Consider the following 17087-nt stretch of genomic DNA (forward strand, 5'->3'; position numbering starts at 1 on the left):
GTTGGTAAAGTTGTTACTCTTGTCCTTAATATTCTGGTTTGAAAATTGTCTTCGTCATTCGTTGGCTGTTACTTTTACCGCTCCGCATAACCGTATTAGTGGGAAGCGGGATATGTTTGGGGCTGCTTTGTTTGGTTGGGTTTGGGCAAGCTTATATCGCGGTGATCTTCAAAAATATTCTGTCTAATTTCTTCGCAAGCTGGCAATTGAGGTTAGACAAAGAACGGCTGAAGCATACCCATATTCTAGCCTCGACAGGAGGTGGGAAAAGTTCTGCAATCACCTTCTTAATTGACGAGAATGTACGTAAAAATAAGGGGTTTCTGTTGATTGAACCGCACGGGGAAATGGTTCAACGGATTTTGAGTAATAAGCGTTTCAGTTTAGCACACCCCTCAAAGGCATATAAGCAGTTGGTCTATCTTAATTTCGATGAAGATCCCCCGCAGCTGAATGTTTTTAAATTACCATTGCCGAAGAATCCTAATATCAGGCAAGCGTTCATTGATGGACTGGCAAGTGAATTGACCGATGCTTTAGGCCATAACATGCAGCCTGTTTTGACAGAGGCGCAGTATGTCATGTTACGAAACATTTTCATTGCGGGGTTCTATCTGCCACAGGCGACCTTTCAGGGGATAGTGAAGCTTTTATCGACGGAAGGAAACTTGTTGCTACCGCAGCTCATTTCACAATTACCAACACCCCCTCTACAAGATTATTTCACAAATGATTTTCTGTCTGGAAATGCAAGACGAACACGAGATGCCTTACGGCTTCGTTTGAATAATTTCCTGATCCCGAGACAAATTTATCAAAGTTTTTGTGCGTCTGAATGTGAAGTAGATTTTGCAGCGATACTGGCTGAGAACAAGTTTGTAGTTGTGAGAGCAACGACTTCTCTTCTGGGGAATTATGAAGCCAAGACTATTGGCAATATCATTCATAATCTACTCAGCAAATATGCCTTTGAGCGGTTATTGTCCGGAAAACCTTGTAACCCTTTTTTTGCATATTTCGATGAGGCCCAGCATTATTTGAACGGTTCTGTTCATCGGGGGTTAACGGGGGCAAGAAAGACAGGGTTGAATTATACCTTGGCTCATCATGAATTGAATCAGGAAGGTATTTCACCTCAGCAGCAACGTTCTATTGTGAATAACTGTAATGTGAAGATATATGGGAATTTAAAGTGGAAGGATCAAAAAGAAGCTGCAGCCATCCTTAGACTAGAAAAGCCTGAGATGATTGAAAGGCTTCGCCCTGGAGAATTCTTTATTAAAGCTGGCAAGAACCGAGTTGGCCTCAAACGCTTTCCCTTCAAGTTTGCCATCAAGAAAGAAGCTTTCGGTCGGGGCTGGTTATTTAATGCTTTTGCAAGATGGGAAGAGACCAAGAAGCTTTTGGATTATCTGAAACGTCAACGCCAAAAGCGCCTGTTTGAACTTGATAGCTTTGTTCCAACAAAACCAGAATTACACTTTAAGAAATTCAGCCTGGATGGCCGCAAACCCTAAAATCACAGGCACAAGACCAAGAGATATTTCGATCCTCTATCACCTTTGGGATAAAGTTTCTTTGACGACAACTCATATTCATAAACTATGTTTTCAGGAGCTTGGTCGTGACAGTGTTTATAAAACGGTCTCAGCCTTGAAACAGCGTGGCTTTGTTCAAGCTGCTACCTATGATTTTGGACGAAAGGGAAAACTAGAGGATTTGCATTTTTTAACGCGCAAGGGATTTCAACGACTTCAACAAAGTGGTATTTTCGAGTTGGAAGAAGCGAAATTTTTGACCAAAAATGCACCGCAATTGGTTGTAGACTATGCCCATCGCGTAGGAATTATCGATTATTGGATTAGCTTAGAGCTAGATATCCAACGCCAAGACCGTTTTGAGTTGGCTCTATTTGTGCCAGAGTATAAGAAGCTAGATAACGGTAACAATATCACGCTGAAATGCGTCCTAGCAAATGGGAAGCCTCTTTCTGTGAGGAATGACAGCCTGTTCATTATCCGTGATTGTCAAACTGAATTAGAATATCTCTTTCTGCTCGAAATAGACCGGGGAACCATGCCTGTGACAATGAGTGAAAGTTTAAGGGAAGCCTTACAGAACAATATCGCTATTAGGGCTAATCTCGAAAGCAAAGTTATCAAAATCCAAAGCATATTTTCTTATTGGCATGAAGCTATCAAAGGGCTTGGAAAGCGCTTCCAACATTTTGATGGGGCGCGAATTGTAATAGTGACTTCATCTTCTCAGCGAGTTTTGAATATTGCTAGAAGCAGTCCTCCAAAACCTGCAGCTTTTCTCATTTCTTATTTTACAGAGCTTTCAGCAGGAGCATTCTATGGACGATATGCTGAAGGCGGTAGCTTGAGATCAACAACTCTGCAGCAACATTTATTTTTAGAATAAAGCTTCAGTCAGAGTTTTACTGCCTTTCCTCTTTTAAGAATATAGCCTTCTCCTCGAATAGATTGCAGCCATATTGCAAATTTATTTGGAAGATTTTGTCGAAGGCTACCGATACGTTCATGGATGTTTCGTGGCCTGAGTGCCGTATCAAAATCGCCCCATACCTCTCGCTGTAAAATATCGTGAGATATGACAGTTTCAGGTTTCTCAAGAAATAGGAGAAGAAGTCGTTTTAACCCTTTGGTCAAAGGAAGCACTCGTCTATCTGCGTAAAACTCGTTACTCTTAAAAATATATTTCAACCCATGATAGTCCAAAAAGGCTTTTGAGTTCTTTTGGCTTTTCATCAATTCCCACCAATAAAAAACCTTAATTCGGACCTCACTTGGTAAGAGTGGTTTTTTGATGAAATCATTTGTGCCTGCTGCAAAAGCTTCTTCCATTACTTGGGCAGAAGGAAAACCGCTTACAAAGATAATGATGCAATCTGGATTTTGTTTTCGTATCCACCTACAAACATCAATGCCATTGAAATTGTCTTGTAGGTCATAATCTATAAGGACTATATGGAAATGAAGCCGATTACATTGATTGACCGCTTCTGTGAAACTTTTAGCACCTGCGACTTTGTGAACAACAGGGTGTTTTTTAAACAGTGATGAAAGTTGGCTGACCATTCTTGGACAATCGTCAACGATAAGAATATTCATGATTGAATGCGTTAAAGAATGCACTTTGAACATTACTGCCATTCATGTTCAGTGTGAGAAAATATACAAAAATTCTTAGAGAAATTTTATAGGAAGTTTTTAAACAGATCATTTTCCATGAGGATATGCGACGAACCTTCCCTAAAAGGAAAGTTTAAAACTGTTTGAATTATTCGTATTTGCTGAGTATCACGCTTTTAGAATTCATTCTGCCTTTTTCCGCTGCGGACAAATTTTACTTTTTTAACTTTACATCTATGAACACGCTTGCGCGTCATAAAAGGCCATTGTCTTTGAATGAGGCCCTCTTTTTTGGCTTTCTGGTGCATCGCTTCTATTTAGCCCAACAGCAAAAAGAACTTCTGAAGAATAGCTATTTTCCCGTGCCACTGAATGCTTGTTATGAAGAAACGCCCATGGGGCTTGATCAACAGGTAGCTGCACTGGATGGACTAAAAAGCCGGGGTTACATCAAGACAAAACTTCATCGGCGAACAGGGATTACTTTCTATAAAATCTTTGTAGACCGTTTTCTGCACAATGTGCGGTGTCGATGAAATTGATTTTAACCCTTTAACTTTCCTCATTATGGAAAAACACGAAAAAATCGCAAAACTTAACGATACCCTTCGCAAAGAAGGTCAGGGCGGTATGATCGTTGAGACCCAAGGTATTCAGGCCTTAAGTGGTGATATCCGCCAACAGGTTTATGCCGCCGTTCGAAACTTTGATAGTTTCTCACCAGACAATGATCCACACAAAGAACATGACTTTGCCGCCTTGAGCGTGGCAGGAAAACGGGTCAATTGGAAAGTGGATTATTATGACAAGACAATGACGTATCTTTCGGAAGATCCAACGGACCCCAGTATCACCAAACGGGTTATGACCATCATGCTGGCGGAAGAATATTAATTTGATCGTATGCTTCGAGAGATCTTCGATACTTTTTTGCGGCAATCAAAACATGAGCGAGGGCTGTCTACACGTACCCTTGAGGGATATGATGACAGCCTCCATTTGTTTTTAAAGTTCCTGAATAAAAAAGATTGTACGCTGGCTGAACTCAATACCGAATTGGTGCGAAATTTCTTATTCCATGGTCGTGAAGAACGCAATTGGGCAGCGCGAACCTATCGCATTCATCATTCTAACCTGAATGTCTTTTGCAAATGGTTGGTTGTGAATAGTTATAGCAAAGACAATCCACTTGAACGTATCCAAAAGCCTAAACTCAGTAGGCCAATTGTCAAAGCGTTGGAACTGAAAGAGGTGCATAAAATCCTATATGCTGCTTTGCTGAAATCTTCTCGAAACCCCTTTCTCCGCCTGCGCAATCATGCCTTGATAATGTTACCACTTCATACGGGATTGCGTTTGAGTGAGGTCATCAACTTGCATATTGCCGATTTAAATCTTAGTGAAAAACTCCTCCACGTCCGCAATGGAAAAGGCGCTAAGGATCGCATGGTCGTTATGACTGATGAATTAATTTCTATCATCCACATGTATTTGTTGGAACATGAGAAAAACTACCAGATGGGAAACTTAATTGTTTTCCCCAGTAAATCTGGCAAGAAACTAACACCGCGAGAATTTCGGCGCATAACGGATCATATCGGGAAACTTGCAAGCGTAAAGTTTGCCTCCCATGATTTGAGGCGAACATATGCGACTAGCCTTTCTCGAAACAACGTTTCGCCTTTCATTATGCAGCAACAACTTGGACATTCTGATATTCGTGTGACCATGCGCTATGTTTGCCATAATCAGACAGAGGCAGGAGATATGATTTCTGGAGTGACGCTTTACTAATTTGAAATCGCATTTACCTATTGTTTTTCATTCGCTAAACTTCACTTGCCATATCTATTACCGACGAAAAGCACCTTGCGGGGTGCTTCACAGCAACGTTTTCGTTGGTGGATATGGCAATTTCCAGTGAAGTATCCCGTAACTTGCTTGCTTATGTTAAATCGACAAATCCGAAAGGATTTAAAACAAGGCATAGAAAACCTTCGATCCGATGCTGAATTATTGAAGTGCTTACTGTCTACTGCGAAGCTATGGAAGGCCAACAGAACGCCAATAGCCGCAATTGATATGATGATTGAGGCTATAGAAATATCAATTGAAGACGCCTGCGATCAAAGCTGAAATTCAGCCGCCAGTTTCAATGCATTTCGCTTATCCACATTAAGATAGGCGGATGTTGATGACAGCCTTTGATGCCCTAGAAGATGCCGGACGGCTTCTACATTTTTTGATTTCTCGAAAACCAACACAGCCTTGGTTCTTCTTAGACTGTGGGAGCTATAATCAACTGCATCCAAGCCAATGGCACTGACCCAGGATTTAACCAATTTGCGATATTGATCTGTGGAGATCGGTAGATGCTCAAACCCTCTTCTACGAATGAAAAGAAAATCTGTTGCATGCAAGGCAGCATGGTTAATCCATCGCCCAAGGGTGTGCCGGGTAAAGGGAGATAGTCCGACTAGGACTTCCCTTCGTGTTTTGTGTTGGCGGATGAAAATTTCATCTCGAACGATGCCATTTGCAGATTGCACGTCTTTAACATGGATGCTGAGTAAGTCATTCCCTCTCAGCATGGTATCAAAGGCTGTCGAGAAGAGGGCAAGGTCGCGCAATTTCCCCTCAGTTTCTAGATAGGTTTTGATCTGATCTGCTTCTGCCAGCGTCAGAGGTTTTTTCTGACCGACGGATTTGCCTTTGTTCCATGGCACGGATTTCTTTTTGAAAAGCATATTGTCTCATTAAGGGCTATTTGAGTCACACCCACTGCTCCGGCTTTTGAGAAAAGCAGGAGCTAACCTCTTGGATTGCGGTAGTGGAGAAGGCGAAATGCATAGGTTGTGTGTGACGTAATAAATTTACCTCTATTGCCGTGTTGAAAACAACATGATCTCAATAGGGGAAATAAAGTGAAGAAATTGTCTATCCTTGCTGTGTCTATTACAGCCTTTGCCTTAGCGGCTTGCCAAACAACCACTCAAGAAAAACCAGCCTCAAATGTGAACTTAGCTCCGGCGGAGCGTGTTCTTATGAAAGCTGGCGAGGTCCGTAAAATTAAAAGCTTACGCGATGGCAGTGAACGCATTTCGACCATTACTATGGTTGATGATAAAACTGTTAAATGGGAAGTCTCAGACGGTTGTTGGGGAACAGCGACGACGGATGATCGTTTTGCGCCAACGCTGTCTTGGAATAAATGTGGAACGAACCCTGAATGGAATACTGGCACGTCTTCTATCATCAAGAAAGAAGGCAATATCTGGCCTTTGATGCTTGGAAGCAAGGTGAAGTATACATTCTCAGCAACGAGTTCACGAGGTCGGGTTTCTCCGAATTATCGTGAATGCGAAGTAACAGGCGTTGTGCAAGCTGAGGCGGCTGGAAAAACCTATGATGCCTTTAAAGTATCTTGTGATGAAAAATACCGTAAACGCACTTACTACTATGCACCTTCAGAAGAGCGTGTTGTGCTGGAGAAAAACTATCACAAACGCCGTAATACCAACGAAGTTACAGAATTTGTGGCTGAAATGAAGTAATCATACAGGATAAGTTCTAGTATATTTCTAGGGCACTACCTATTTGAGAAGGGGGAGAGCAAATGCTTTCCCTCTTTTTTCGTTGCCCTTGCTCCTGCTTTTCTCAAAAGCAAGAGTAAAATATAGATTGAGTTTATGGGCCATTTGAACTCACCTTGATTTATAGAATCTTTCCTGTAGCATTTAGGGGCCTCAGGAGGTCATTGAAATCACATCAAGTTTTTCAGTGGCTCAGTCCCTAGAGGTCAGAAAGAAGCTAAAAACTCTCAGTTAGAGTGATAAAAAGTAATGTCACTCTGGTTTACACCCAGGAGGTCACAGGTTCGAATCCTGTACTGCCCACCATTAAGGCATTTTAGAGATTTTTTCAGCTTCCAATGACCTCATGGCGACGCCAGGAGGTCATTATTCTTTAATTATCTCGACAATGTCTTACTTTCAAAACATGACTTTGAACGAACTGCATGATCGGTTTTGTTCAGAAGCAGCTCACATCAATAATCTGACTAAAGATACCGTTCGTTGGTATCGCGATGGCTTTAGCATTCTTCAAACGTTCAAACCTCTTCGTCACCTCCATGAAATCGATGAGTTGATTTTGACTGATTTCCTTTTATGGGGACGAGAACATCGAAACTGGAAACCCAAAACGATGTTGGACTATTACGGTTCGCTTTCTTCTTTTTTCAACTGGTGTGAAAACAAGCGATTAATCCCTAAAAATCCGTTGAAGCATATTCCTCGCCCCAAAATACCAAGAACAATCCCTAAAGCCTTATCTGAAACCGAGGCCCGGCAAGTCTTGGAAAGTGTACAATATCTGCCTGTGCCTAAAACTTATCGGCATCCTACTTTTCATAAAAAGCGTGATATTGCTATTTTTGCGACATTTCTATTTACGGGACTTCGTCGCCAAGAATTATTGAATTTAAAGCTCCATGATGTAAATTTTGAAGAAGCCATTGTCGTTGTGAGATCAGGAAAGGGGCAAAAAGATCGCATCATTCCGCTGTCGTTTGAACTCAAGCGCCTGCTTCAGGCCTATCTTGAAGAACGAAGCAAGCTTGGTATTGATACGGAATACATTTTTACCAGTTTGCAGAAGCAAAAGAAATTAGGTGTGCGGACTTTAACTCGCATGTTTCAAAGGGTGAAAGAGGCCTCTAGGGTCAACTTTACAACTCATCAACTGCGCCATACCTTTGCAACGCTCATGGCTGAAAGTCAGTGTGATGCCTTTGCTTTGTGCGATATGATGGGCCATAGCGATATCAAAACGACGATGGTCTATGTGAAAACCCGTTCTGAGCACAAAAGAAAGCAAATCAATAACCATCCCCTGAATTATCTATAGGCAGTATGTTTACTCAGATTGCTCTTTTGTGAGCTCTTGCCTATACTCTGATTACTAACTAACCCTTTGAACTGTGACTGAGAAAGCTCCTGAACGCATGACGGCTTCTGTTGAACAACAAGAAAAATATTACCAGTTAGAGGTAAGCCCCATCTTGGCTTCCATGCTTCAGCATGCTGAAGTGCAACGAGACGAAATCAATTCATTAAAACAGAAAAATCCTAGTCTCTGGGAAACGGTTCGAGAGAAGCTGCGTATCACTTGGACATACGACAGTAATGCGATTGAAGGAAGCACACTGAGTTATGGTGATACCCTCTTTTTCTTACGCGAAGGTCTTACTGTTGAGGGGAAGCCGTTTAAAGACTTTGTAGATGCCAAGAACCATGCAGAGGCAATCGACTTTTTGTATGATGTTGTATCTCATAACAGAGGTGTATCCGAAAGCTTTATCAAAGAGTTGAATGCCTTGTTACTCAAAGGTGTGGATTATATACCTGCTATTAATGAACAGGGACAAAAGATCAATAAACCTGCAACACCGGGGCAATATAAAAAACAGGCCAATCGTGTGTTGCAGACAGATGGCTCTGTTCATCATTTTGTCGAACCTATTCATGTTTCTTCTGAAATGGCAAAACTTTGTGACTGGATTGAAAGTCAAAAAGGTGATTTGCATCCTATCGCAGTAGGTGCCGTTGCCCATTATAATTTGGTTCGTATTCATCCGTTTGATGATGGTAACGGACGTGGAGCCAGAATTTTAATGAATCTTATTTTAATGAAAGCTGGCTATCCCCCTGCGATTGTGAAAAATGAGAAACGTAGAAAATATTTAGAGGTTCTCCAAGAGGCTAATACTGGAAACCTGGAACCGTTTGTAGAGTTTATTGTCTCATCTTTGGCAATCACTCAGGAAATGATTTTAGAAGATATGGCTTATAATCCATAAAAAACCTGTTTTTGCCGATCCCATAAGAACCAAGCTAAATCACGAAACGTTGCTTCTTGTTCAAGTTTACAGGCAAATAAGAAGTGTTTTTTCAGTGAGAGATGAAGTCTCTGGTCTTTTTGCATATGCTGCATGACGGATTTCATACAGCTTTCATGTTCAAAGAGACAGGCAACGAAATGACCGTGGGGAATATTAAAGGTTTTACTGGGGCTTCCGTCTTCTAGGGCTTTAATGTGGATGTAGAGTTGCTCAATGACCCGTTTGGCATCTTTTCCCATGGAGACTTCGAGTAAAAAACAGAAGTTGCGCTCTCCTGTTTTGTAGAGTGTAACGGCATCTGGAATGAGGGTTCCTTCGTTGCTCATCGTTATTTCCGTTTTAGATCGAAGGCCGTCTACTGGGTCGAAGTAGCGTTCAAACATGGGGCATTCATAGCCGTTTTGTTTAATCCATTGCTTAAAACTGATTTCGAAATCGAGGCAGACCAGACGGTGGAAATAGTCTCGGTGGAATAAAGTAATGTTTGATTTGGGGAACTTGATTGGCTTTTGAAAGTTCCGGCTTTCCAATAACCGAGCCCCTTTGTGGGTTAAGAAGTGAATGGTTTTGAACTTACCTAGTTTTGGATGAACGCCAAAATGTGCTTGGCCTATCAGACGATCTCGTTCACATAGTTGTTTTAACAAATTGCTCATAGAGCGCACAGTTGTTCGCGAGCCTCCCAATCGAACCAATTGATCAGCGGTTAGAAAACGATATTCGGCTATATGTTCTAAAGCGACCAAAGCACTAATTGACAGTATACGCATGGCTATAACCCAAATTTAGCTTGGCGTTGTTCGTTCTCATCTCGGGGCTTTTTGGTTTTTACCTGTGCTGTGAGGGGGCTGTAATAAAGTGAGATTTGTTCTTTTGTGAAATCGTGCCATTGCTCGGCGTTCATAACCCGTTCGGTTGGTTTTGAGATATTTACAGTTACGGGCTGGGCGGTATCGATTTTGAAGGAAAAGGTACCGAGCTTTAAGTTTTGTAAATCCTCAAGTTTTGCCCCCGTTTCACGCGCCATGACATTTAAGGTTTGAACGGCATTCTTTCCAGTGATTTTTACGTTTGTCACACTGAGGAAGGCTGCTTGTACTTTCGGGTCCATGTCTGAGATGAATTGGGTTGAAGCGATGAGGTGAAGGCCGTACTTACGATTTTCGCGCAGTATTTCAATAGTTGAGGGCGAAACGTAGTTCTGTACCTCATCCACAATTAGAAAAACCGGGTGTGGCTCTCCCTCTTTCAAGCATCTTTTTTGAATGTGCCCTTTGATGGAAGCGATTAAGAAACGCCCCAAGGCTTCAGAGGTTTCCGCGCCAATGGCCCCTTTGGCAAGATTGACCACGAGAATTTTGTCCTCACTCATGATACTTTCAAGCGCAATAGTCGATTTTGGCCTTGCGGTCATTTGAGCAAATACAGGGGAATTGAGCAAGCTTTGCAGCTTGGTATAAAGCGACAGTTTTGTGGTCTCGAACTTCTTTTCCAGAAATGCCTTTTCAAAGAACTTGGCGACGGCTTGATTGGGGGAACCGCAACCAGCAGCTATGAGTTCTTCATCATTTTGCAAAAAACGTTGTAGGTCGAAAAAGGTCTGTCCGCCAAGGCGCAAGAGAGTGGAGACGCAAGGATACAGCAGGGCGTGCATATTGTTGGTGAGCTCATTACCGCCAGAACCACGCAAAGTTTCTTGAAAGGTTGCGACAATTTCTTCACAGGCAAGATGGATGGAGGTGTCGCTTGTATCTGTGAGATCAAGGGGATTGAAAACTGGCAACGTATCCCCCTTTAACATGGGATCAATGTAGACCAGACGATCTGTGGGGATGTCTTTGTTCTTTGCTATTTCTCTTGCCATATTGCCTGCTGGGTCAATGACAATCACACTGCTTTCACCGTTGTTGGCGCAAGAGTTGACCAACTCTTTTAGGAAGGTCGATTTACCTGCGCCACTATTCCCTGTCAGCAAAACATGACGTTTGAGTTCATCTTCGGGCAGGTGGAAGGCGAGCGGTGATGTGAAAAAGCGACAGATTGGTAAACTCGTGGACTGCAAAAGCGAGAGGTAGCTGTTTACATCAACTTTATCCATATGCTGATAATGTTGACGAAGGCAGTTTTTAAAATCCTCTGAGAGGTGCTTTAGGTCGCTGAAGGGGTCACGCTGTTGCGCGAGATCATGTTTGAACTGACGGCTCTCTTCACGAATTAAATTTTCAGCAGATCGAGTGTCGCGTTGGTAGCTGCGATAAGCCTGAAAGATTTTGAGATAGAGATTGAAGTGAATGAAATTATGATCTTGGGCGACCTGTTGTGTTTCTGGAAATGAGGTGCTGCTTTCAAGTAAGTTTTCAATGAGGTCAAGGTAGCGTTCCATCACATCAATAACGGCCTTTGGCCCTAATTGGATTGGCTTGAAATGTCCCACATTTAGAAAGCCAAAATGGTGAGCACCCAGGTTACCTGGATATGGAAGACCAAGGTGGTTATAGATGATTTCTTCTTTCTTCATTTTTCATTCCATTCGCGTGATTAAGAAGTGACTATGAGGTGATAACGGGGTGACCAAAGTCACTGAAAAGGTTGTTGAAGTGGCAATGTTTGCAAATGGTTAGCAAGGCATTGCCGGTTCAACTCCTATCGGTTTTCATACCTCTTCAGTCTCTTCCTCATATAGCTTCGTCCTCACCTTCATCCTTTCTCAAACCGACCCGTCTCTCATCCAGCAAATCTCAAAAATCCTTCAGGGCCTGTAAGGCCTCGGTCCGGCGCGCGTCGCGTGCGCGCTCAAACCTATTTTCTTCTTCTTGCTTGCGGAGGAGGCGAGTGGTCTCTCTTTCTGCTTCTTCAGTCTGGTATTTGCGATGGGCAACGGCATCTCGTTTATCTTGCCTGCATTCATCCACGTAAGATTTGGCAGACCAAAGACGGCGCAGAAAAAATACGCACAAGGTCCATGGTGAAATGGTGAGGGCAATGACTTTCCAGAAAGTACCCTTGAGAAGAAAAAACAAAAATAACAGACCGAACCAACGCCGCCAACTTGGCTTGTTCTGCCACCTTTTCTCCTTTTGCTCATCCTTCTTCTGTTGTCTTTTTCGACAAAGAACATAAGCAGAACGAGATTTTTGACCTCTAATAAAAGCCCCGGTGATAGAGAGCAAATATCTCAACAAGGCAAAGGGAGCATAAAGCGGGCATATAATTATTTTGCTGATCTTTATACAAAGCCGAAACGACCAACGGGTCCATTTGAGGGTCCGACCTAGCCAAACCGAGTGACGGATATTGTCAGCTATTGCCAAACACCGATTGATCCCCCGCTCAAATTTTACTTTGGCATTGCGTGCTTTCTGTATATGGGGTTTCCATTTATCGAACATGGATCACCTTTATGCCGTTGTACGTATTGGAAACGGCTTTCAACATGCGTTCCAACACTTTTGATCCATCTTTCAAATCTGGGAAAAATGCGTTTGAGATTGGTTTGAGGATGGTGTCTGCTTTTTTGGTGCCGACCCAATAAGAATAAATGGGAAAGGTTTTGCGAGACAGGATGCTCGCTGATTTACCATCACCTGTTTCCATACCGTCTGATAAAACCAGAAGGGCTTTGAAATCCACATTTTGCGTTTCTAAATCGGTTATTTCTTCATGGATAGCGGATACCAAATTGGTGGAGGGGCCGTTGCCTTTGATCTCAGAGATGGCTTTGGCGGTTTCTTTGCAGGTTTGATAGCCCTTGGTCAGGACCGTTCTAGTCTCATCAAAACGGCTGAGTTGACAGGTAACACGATCCCCCATGCTGGATACAAAAGCCGTGGCTTGCTTTCTGACTTTATCAATCACATCGGCCATACTGCCGGAGTTATCAACCAGAACAGAAAAGCCAAGGCTGATGGCTCCTTTGTTGCCATCTTGCAGCAGGAATTGTTTGAGGCGACCGTTGTTCAATCCGGCGACACGAACGCTACCCGGTGTCAGGTTGACCAGTGGATTACCGTCTTTGTCTCGAACAATGAAAGCCGTTCCACCATTTTTTAAGATTTTCAGAACATCGACTTTTCCATCAGCCGAGGCATAAGCGATCCCGTTAGTGCTTGCCCAATTGTTACGTGGGATTTTCTGACCATTAGGTGCGGTTGGATAAAGGCGGGATAAGTCGTCTAAGGCATCTTGGCTGGTTTGGTCATTGGCTGGAATAAACACCTGTGGGCCAACTTTTTTGAGTTCTGCCTCAACGTTGACACGCGGGGTGCCTGAACCAACAATCTTAACTGTTAGGGCGTGAGCCTGTGGCAGCGTTAAAGCGGCTGTCACAAGTAAGGTGGTGATGAAACCTTTCATTTTAATCCACCTCCACACCCAAGTGGGAAACGCTTTCAATCACACCGAAGATGCGGGCATTCACGCCTTTTTGTGTCATATATTGGTCCCAAATTTTCTTTTGGGTGTTTTGTGCCCAGTAAACGTTTAACGGGATATGACGTTTAGCGATGTAGACCAGATTGAGTTCTGAAGGAATGGCTTGCGGCACATTGGCAACGTAGTCATCACAATCATTCGGTGTTGTGATGAGCGAGCTGAAAAGATGAATTTGTGATCCCTTGACCTCATCGGCGGGAAGTTTACGCAAAACATTGACGGCAGCATGCAGGGCTTCGACCAGATTGCTACAAACAGGCTGAGCCTTCATGAAGGGAAGTACCGCAGAGATGGTGGCAGGCACTTGGCTTGCGGGTTTTTGATATTCAACAGTGGCAGAGTTACTCAAAATGATGGCGATTTCATCATCTCCAAAGAAACCGGAAGCATCAACCGATAGCTTTTGCAGCAATGCTTTTTTGGCAAGGAAGGTGCCTTGGTCTGTTTGTTGAAGTGTACCGCCATTATCCATAATGACGATTTGGACGGCGGCTTGTGCAGAGGCGTTGAATAGAAAAAAGGCTAACAGAAAAACTAAAAAAGTGCGGGACATGATTAATCCTCCGAAGGAATACGAGAAAAGGGAACGACGTTGTCACGCGTAGTGACATCAACATAATCGCCATCAATGACAGGACCGGAGGTTCGACCAAAAGAAGCTTTACGACGGGCATTGGCTTGACGGTGCAATTCGTTTTCAATAGAGATCTCATCGGCTTTTAAGCTGATACGTTCAGCTTCAGCACTTGCCAATGCTGCTTTAGCTGCACTCTGGGCGGCCTCAGATGTGCGACGATCACCCTTGATCTGACTGACATGTTCAACTTGAGACCGACCATCATTCCATTTGGTGCGTTGGTTCTTGAAAAAGATGCGGCATTTGTCTTTGAGCAAACTGAGAAATTCTTGGCGGTGCTCATAAGCATGCTGTCCATCCATGAGATCAAGCTGGATGGCTTCATCATGCAATCCAGCCCGATAATAAGCTGCTGCCATCGCGACAGATATGGCTAAATTGACAACAAGAAGTACCCCAGATACGGCATAATTGAACAAGGGAGATGTAGTGACAGAGGTGGAGATTAAGCCGTTAACGCTTAAGGCCTCCATGCGTTCATAAACAAAGAAAACGTCGCTGACAGAAACTAAGGTGGCAAGGATGGAATAAATCCAGCCCAAACCACCGGGACCGTCAATACGGTCCGGATGAAGCCAAGATTTGGCGGCGGCATAGGTGAGAAATACGATACCGAAACTTAAGGCAGCGGAAACACTAACACTCGCCCATTTATCGGCTTGAAGGGCTGGCTGAACTTTAAGAGACCCGTATAGCCAGAAAACAAAGACCCAAAACATTACGAACTTAAGAGCGGCGTAGTTTTTATAGGCCTGTCGGGCTGGTGGATGTAAGAAACTGTATGACATAGCAGAACACTCCAGAATTTAGTGGAGCGTCCTTCATGTCAGATATGAGTTCTTATAGGTATTGGCAAAATATCAGTTGACAACGCCAAATCGATTTGAGGTCGTTCTGATGTAACTCTCTTTTGGTTGGCATTTTAACCGAGATGCAATCAGATTTAAGCGATTGGTTAATGTTGAATTACTCATCTCTAATAAATGCTCAATCTCTTTGCGAGCTAGGCCGTCCGCGAGCAACCAGAGGATTTCAATATGCTCATCTGTTAAACCTGCAAACTCTGCAATCAGGCCTTTCATTATTTGGCGATGAAGGTGGTTTACGATTTTCATTATACGTTTTTCGTGAAGTAAAAGAGTGTTTGACCAATCTTCATCATTCATAAATGTGGCTGAGAGACCTATCGCGGCAAGGCCTGTTGGATTTCCAGGGGGTAAATAATATGTTATGCCGTTGAAAATACCAAAATCTTGGTGGCATTTTTTTTCATATTCTTTTTGCTTTGGGGTAAGGGCCTCTAGTCGGTCTTCGTTCCCCCAACGTATTGAGCCTGTCTTTCCTCTAAATAGTTTGAAACCGTCTTTCAATAGGTAGTCATCTTCGAATGGCTCGTCTTCGATATACCATGCATTAAATTTATTTGTGTGACTGTTTCTCTGGAAAACGTGCTCTCGAAAATTCCCTTTCACGTCAGTAGCAGCCGCTCCATACAGAAAATTTTCAATGCCGAAAATTTTTAGGGCTTCTTTCGATAAGTCCCATTTTTCAGCTGCATTTTTTTGTTTTTTGGCCAAATAAAAGTAATCATTTACGATTTCTTCCGCTCTATCAATTGACAAAATACGTACCATGCTTGCCTCATCGTCGTTTACTTCCGAGAGGTTAAATATATCATGATTTTATAATTTTTTTTGGAATTATGTTTTTGGGTTTATTTTCAAAGAAAAGGGATGATCAAGTGTGCACCTTGATCATCCCATGACCTCCTTCAAGAGGAGGCACTGTTGTCATCCGCTGTATCGCGTGAATTGAGCCGCTGTTGGATCCACTCATTCACCTCTGACAGAACCCACGCCACTCGATTTGGGCCTAAATTTACCCTCCGAGGGAAATTACCAGCCGCTTCGAGCCGTGCGATATGCTGAGGCGTATAAGGAATGCCGCAAAGGCTCCTCAATTCTTTCTTAGATACAAGCCTGTTTTCAAACTGTGACATCGGATTTCTCCCAATAGGGAGGCATCGCGATGCCTCAGGTCTACGACAAAGCCGCACCGGATAGGCTATTATGAGGTAGGTATCTCTTATCTTTTTGTCTAGGGCGTTGTTTCATTTTGAAGGGTTGAGCTTGTCTTCGGATCTGTTTTTGGACGAGTAGTATCGAAAAAATCTTTTTTAATGCTCTGGATTGATGTGGCTAAGACAACAAGTCCACTAATTAACACATATAGCTCAATTTGTTGAACTAGGCCCTTCAATTGGTCAGAAAAAAAGGCACCAACTAATACAAGGCCACCAATAACTCCTGTTGAGCTTAATATGGCTGTGACAATTTTTGACATATCAAATTCAGTTTTTGTCAGATAACAACGATAAGTGTAGATACAAATCAATAGAACGCCAAGGATTGCAGAAGGATAGATGATTAGGTTATCCATGCTTCCCTCCTTTTTTTGATTTATTGACCGAATCTCCTAATATGGCACCAACCGCTCCACCGATAAGTGCGCCAAAGGGGCCTCCTAATGATGCGCCTAAGATTGCACCTCCAGCGGCAGCACCTATAAGTCTATCTTTGTCTTCAGGGGGAGAATTTTCAACATGGTTGAAGTGAAAATTTGATTGAGTTATTTGAGCTCCTGATGATGAATAGTCATCATGATTGAAAGCTTCAGCCGGGTATTCCCAGACATTAAATTTTAATTCGATGTCATTATTGCAATTGTCACATTCAAGGTGATGGTGTGATTCATATTCTGTTTCTTGCCCCATTTGACGTTCTTCGTGATTTATTGCTTCGAAGTCAAAATCGTTATCTTGTAATGAATGGGGCTTGCCACATTTACTACATGAAAATTCAGCTTTTCCAAAAATTTTAAAACTCAAAATGATTTCCTTCAAACTTATTGTTGTTGCTATCTGTCTTTGGGGTGTAGGTTTTCTTAGTTCTCAAGGGGTGTT

Annotated in this window: 20 protein-coding genes; 8 read left to right on the forward strand and 12 right to left on the reverse strand. The window is 42.8% G+C overall.

Annotated elements, in window-relative coordinates:
• The first annotated feature begins 131 nt into the window (after positions 1 to 131).
• Both MTBPR1_RS09600 and MTBPR1_RS09605 read left to right on the forward strand, forming a co-directional pair.
• Entirely contained in the window at positions 132 to 1517 is a 1386-nt protein-coding gene (locus MTBPR1_RS09600) for a helicase HerA domain-containing protein (protein WP_069188800.1), read from the forward strand.
• Positions 1501 to 2424: a replication-relaxation family protein gene (locus MTBPR1_RS09605; protein ID WP_069188801.1), complete on the forward strand. Its 924-nt coding sequence runs from the start codon at positions 1501 to 1503 to the stop codon at positions 2422 to 2424. The genes MTBPR1_RS09600 and MTBPR1_RS09605 overlap by 17 nt, the downstream gene beginning before the upstream one ends.
• An 8-nt stretch (positions 2425 to 2432) precedes the next feature.
• On the opposite strand, the gene MTBPR1_RS09610 is transcribed toward MTBPR1_RS09605, so the two are convergent.
• Entirely contained in the window at positions 2433 to 3134 is a 702-nt protein-coding gene (locus MTBPR1_RS09610) for a response regulator transcription factor (RefSeq protein WP_165602652.1), read from the reverse strand.
• A 293-nt stretch (positions 3135 to 3427) separates the two neighbouring features.
• On the opposite strand from MTBPR1_RS09610, the gene MTBPR1_RS09615 reads away from it, so the two are divergent.
• From MTBPR1_RS09615 to MTBPR1_RS09625, 3 genes are read left to right on the forward strand one after another with little or no spacing between them, the layout of a single operon-like run.
• Positions 3428 to 3691 carry a hypothetical protein gene (locus MTBPR1_RS09615; RefSeq protein ID WP_126465149.1) on the forward strand — a complete coding sequence of 88 codons (264 nt, stop codon included), beginning with the start codon at positions 3428 to 3430 and terminating at the stop codon, positions 3689 to 3691.
• Entirely contained in the window at positions 3675 to 4049 is a 375-nt protein-coding gene (locus tag MTBPR1_RS09620; protein WP_240492878.1) for a DUF3768 domain-containing protein, read from the forward strand. The genes MTBPR1_RS09615 and MTBPR1_RS09620 overlap by 17 nt, the downstream gene beginning before the upstream one ends.
• Positions 4050 to 4058: 9 nt before the next feature.
• A complete protein-coding gene (locus MTBPR1_RS09625) occupies positions 4059 to 4949 on the forward strand; it encodes a tyrosine-type recombinase/integrase (RefSeq protein WP_069188804.1) in 891 nt (296 codons plus the stop codon).
• 332 nt (positions 4950 to 5281) lie between these two features.
• On the opposite strand, the gene MTBPR1_RS09635 is transcribed toward MTBPR1_RS09625, so the two are convergent.
• Positions 5282 to 5902 (reverse strand): tyrosine-type recombinase/integrase, encoded by a 621-nt coding sequence (locus tag MTBPR1_RS09635; protein WP_069188806.1) that lies wholly within the window; start codon positions 5900 to 5902, stop codon positions 5282 to 5284.
• 177 nt (positions 5903 to 6079) lie between these two features.
• Between MTBPR1_RS09635 and MTBPR1_RS09640 the strand changes: the two genes are divergently transcribed.
• The 3 genes from MTBPR1_RS09640 (at position 6080) to MTBPR1_RS09655 (ending at position 9015) form a co-directional block, all read left to right on the forward strand.
• The gene (locus tag MTBPR1_RS09640; protein ID WP_069188807.1) at positions 6080 to 6709 is read left to right on the forward strand and encodes a hypothetical protein; all 630 of its coding nucleotides are present in this window, start codon (positions 6080 to 6082) and stop codon (positions 6707 to 6709) included.
• A gap of 385 nt (positions 6710 to 7094) precedes the next feature.
• Entirely contained in the window at positions 7095 to 8063 is a 969-nt protein-coding gene (locus MTBPR1_RS09650) for a tyrosine-type recombinase/integrase (RefSeq protein ID WP_069188808.1), read from the forward strand.
• A 97-nt stretch (positions 8064 to 8160) separates the two neighbouring features.
• Positions 8161 to 9015 (forward strand): Fic family protein, encoded by an 855-nt coding sequence (locus MTBPR1_RS09655; protein WP_069188809.1) that lies wholly within the window; start codon positions 8161 to 8163, stop codon positions 9013 to 9015.
• Here the strand turns inward: MTBPR1_RS09655 and MTBPR1_RS09660 are convergent.
• The 10 genes from MTBPR1_RS09660 to MTBPR1_RS09700 all read right to left on the reverse strand — a co-directional run bounded on the left by MTBPR1_RS09660 (position 9003) and on the right by MTBPR1_RS09700 (position 17012).
• Positions 9003 to 9827 (reverse strand): replication-relaxation family protein, encoded by an 825-nt coding sequence (locus tag MTBPR1_RS09660; protein ID WP_069188810.1) that lies wholly within the window; start codon positions 9825 to 9827, stop codon positions 9003 to 9005. The two genes, MTBPR1_RS09655 and MTBPR1_RS09660, sit on opposite strands and share 13 nt — an antisense overlap.
• A 2-nt stretch (positions 9828 to 9829) precedes the next feature.
• Entirely contained in the window at positions 9830 to 11575 is a 1746-nt protein-coding gene (locus tag MTBPR1_RS09665) for a type IV secretory system conjugative DNA transfer family protein (protein WP_069188811.1), read from the reverse strand.
• Between the two features lie 220 nt (positions 11576 to 11795).
• Positions 11796 to 12446, reverse strand: coding sequence for a hypothetical protein (locus MTBPR1_RS09670; RefSeq protein ID WP_069188812.1), 651 nt, complete (start codon positions 12444 to 12446; stop codon positions 11796 to 11798).
• A complete protein-coding gene (locus MTBPR1_RS09675) occupies positions 12436 to 13410 on the reverse strand; it encodes a VWA domain-containing protein (RefSeq protein WP_069188813.1) in 975 nt (324 codons plus the stop codon). Before MTBPR1_RS09675 ends, MTBPR1_RS09670 begins: the two co-directional genes overlap by 11 nt.
• Before the next feature lies 1 nt (position 13411).
• Positions 13412 to 14041, reverse strand: a complete 630-nt coding sequence (locus MTBPR1_RS09680; protein WP_069188814.1) for a hypothetical protein — start codon at positions 14039 to 14041, stop codon at positions 13412 to 13414.
• A gap of 2 nt (positions 14042 to 14043) precedes the next feature.
• The gene (locus tag MTBPR1_RS09685; RefSeq protein ID WP_126465151.1) at positions 14044 to 14913 is read right to left on the reverse strand and encodes a hypothetical protein; all 870 of its coding nucleotides are present in this window, start codon (positions 14911 to 14913) and stop codon (positions 14044 to 14046) included.
• 72 nt (positions 14914 to 14985) lie between these two features.
• Complete coding sequence (locus MTBPR1_RS09690) at positions 14986 to 15759, reverse strand: helix-turn-helix transcriptional regulator (RefSeq protein ID WP_069188816.1); 774 nt, start codon at positions 15757 to 15759, stop codon at positions 14986 to 14988.
• Between the two features lie 137 nt (positions 15760 to 15896).
• Positions 15897 to 16124: a helix-turn-helix transcriptional regulator gene (locus MTBPR1_RS18390; RefSeq protein WP_083223015.1), complete on the reverse strand. Its 228-nt coding sequence runs from the start codon at positions 16122 to 16124 to the stop codon at positions 15897 to 15899.
• Positions 16125 to 16222: 98 nt separating this feature from the next.
• On the reverse strand, positions 16223 to 16564 hold the full coding sequence (locus tag MTBPR1_RS09695; protein WP_069188818.1) for a hypothetical protein: 342 nt from the start codon (positions 16562 to 16564) through the stop codon (positions 16223 to 16225).
• Positions 16557 to 17012 carry a hypothetical protein gene (locus MTBPR1_RS09700; protein ID WP_069188819.1) on the reverse strand — a complete coding sequence of 152 codons (456 nt, stop codon included), beginning with the start codon at positions 17010 to 17012 and terminating at the stop codon, positions 16557 to 16559. Before MTBPR1_RS09700 ends, MTBPR1_RS09695 begins: the two co-directional genes overlap by 8 nt.
• Positions 17013 to 17087: the final 75 nt, after the last annotated feature.

Source organism: Candidatus Terasakiella magnetica, assembly GCF_900093605.1.
Taxonomy (GTDB): Bacteria; Pseudomonadota; Alphaproteobacteria; order Rhodospirillales; family Terasakiellaceae; genus Terasakiella; species Terasakiella magnetica.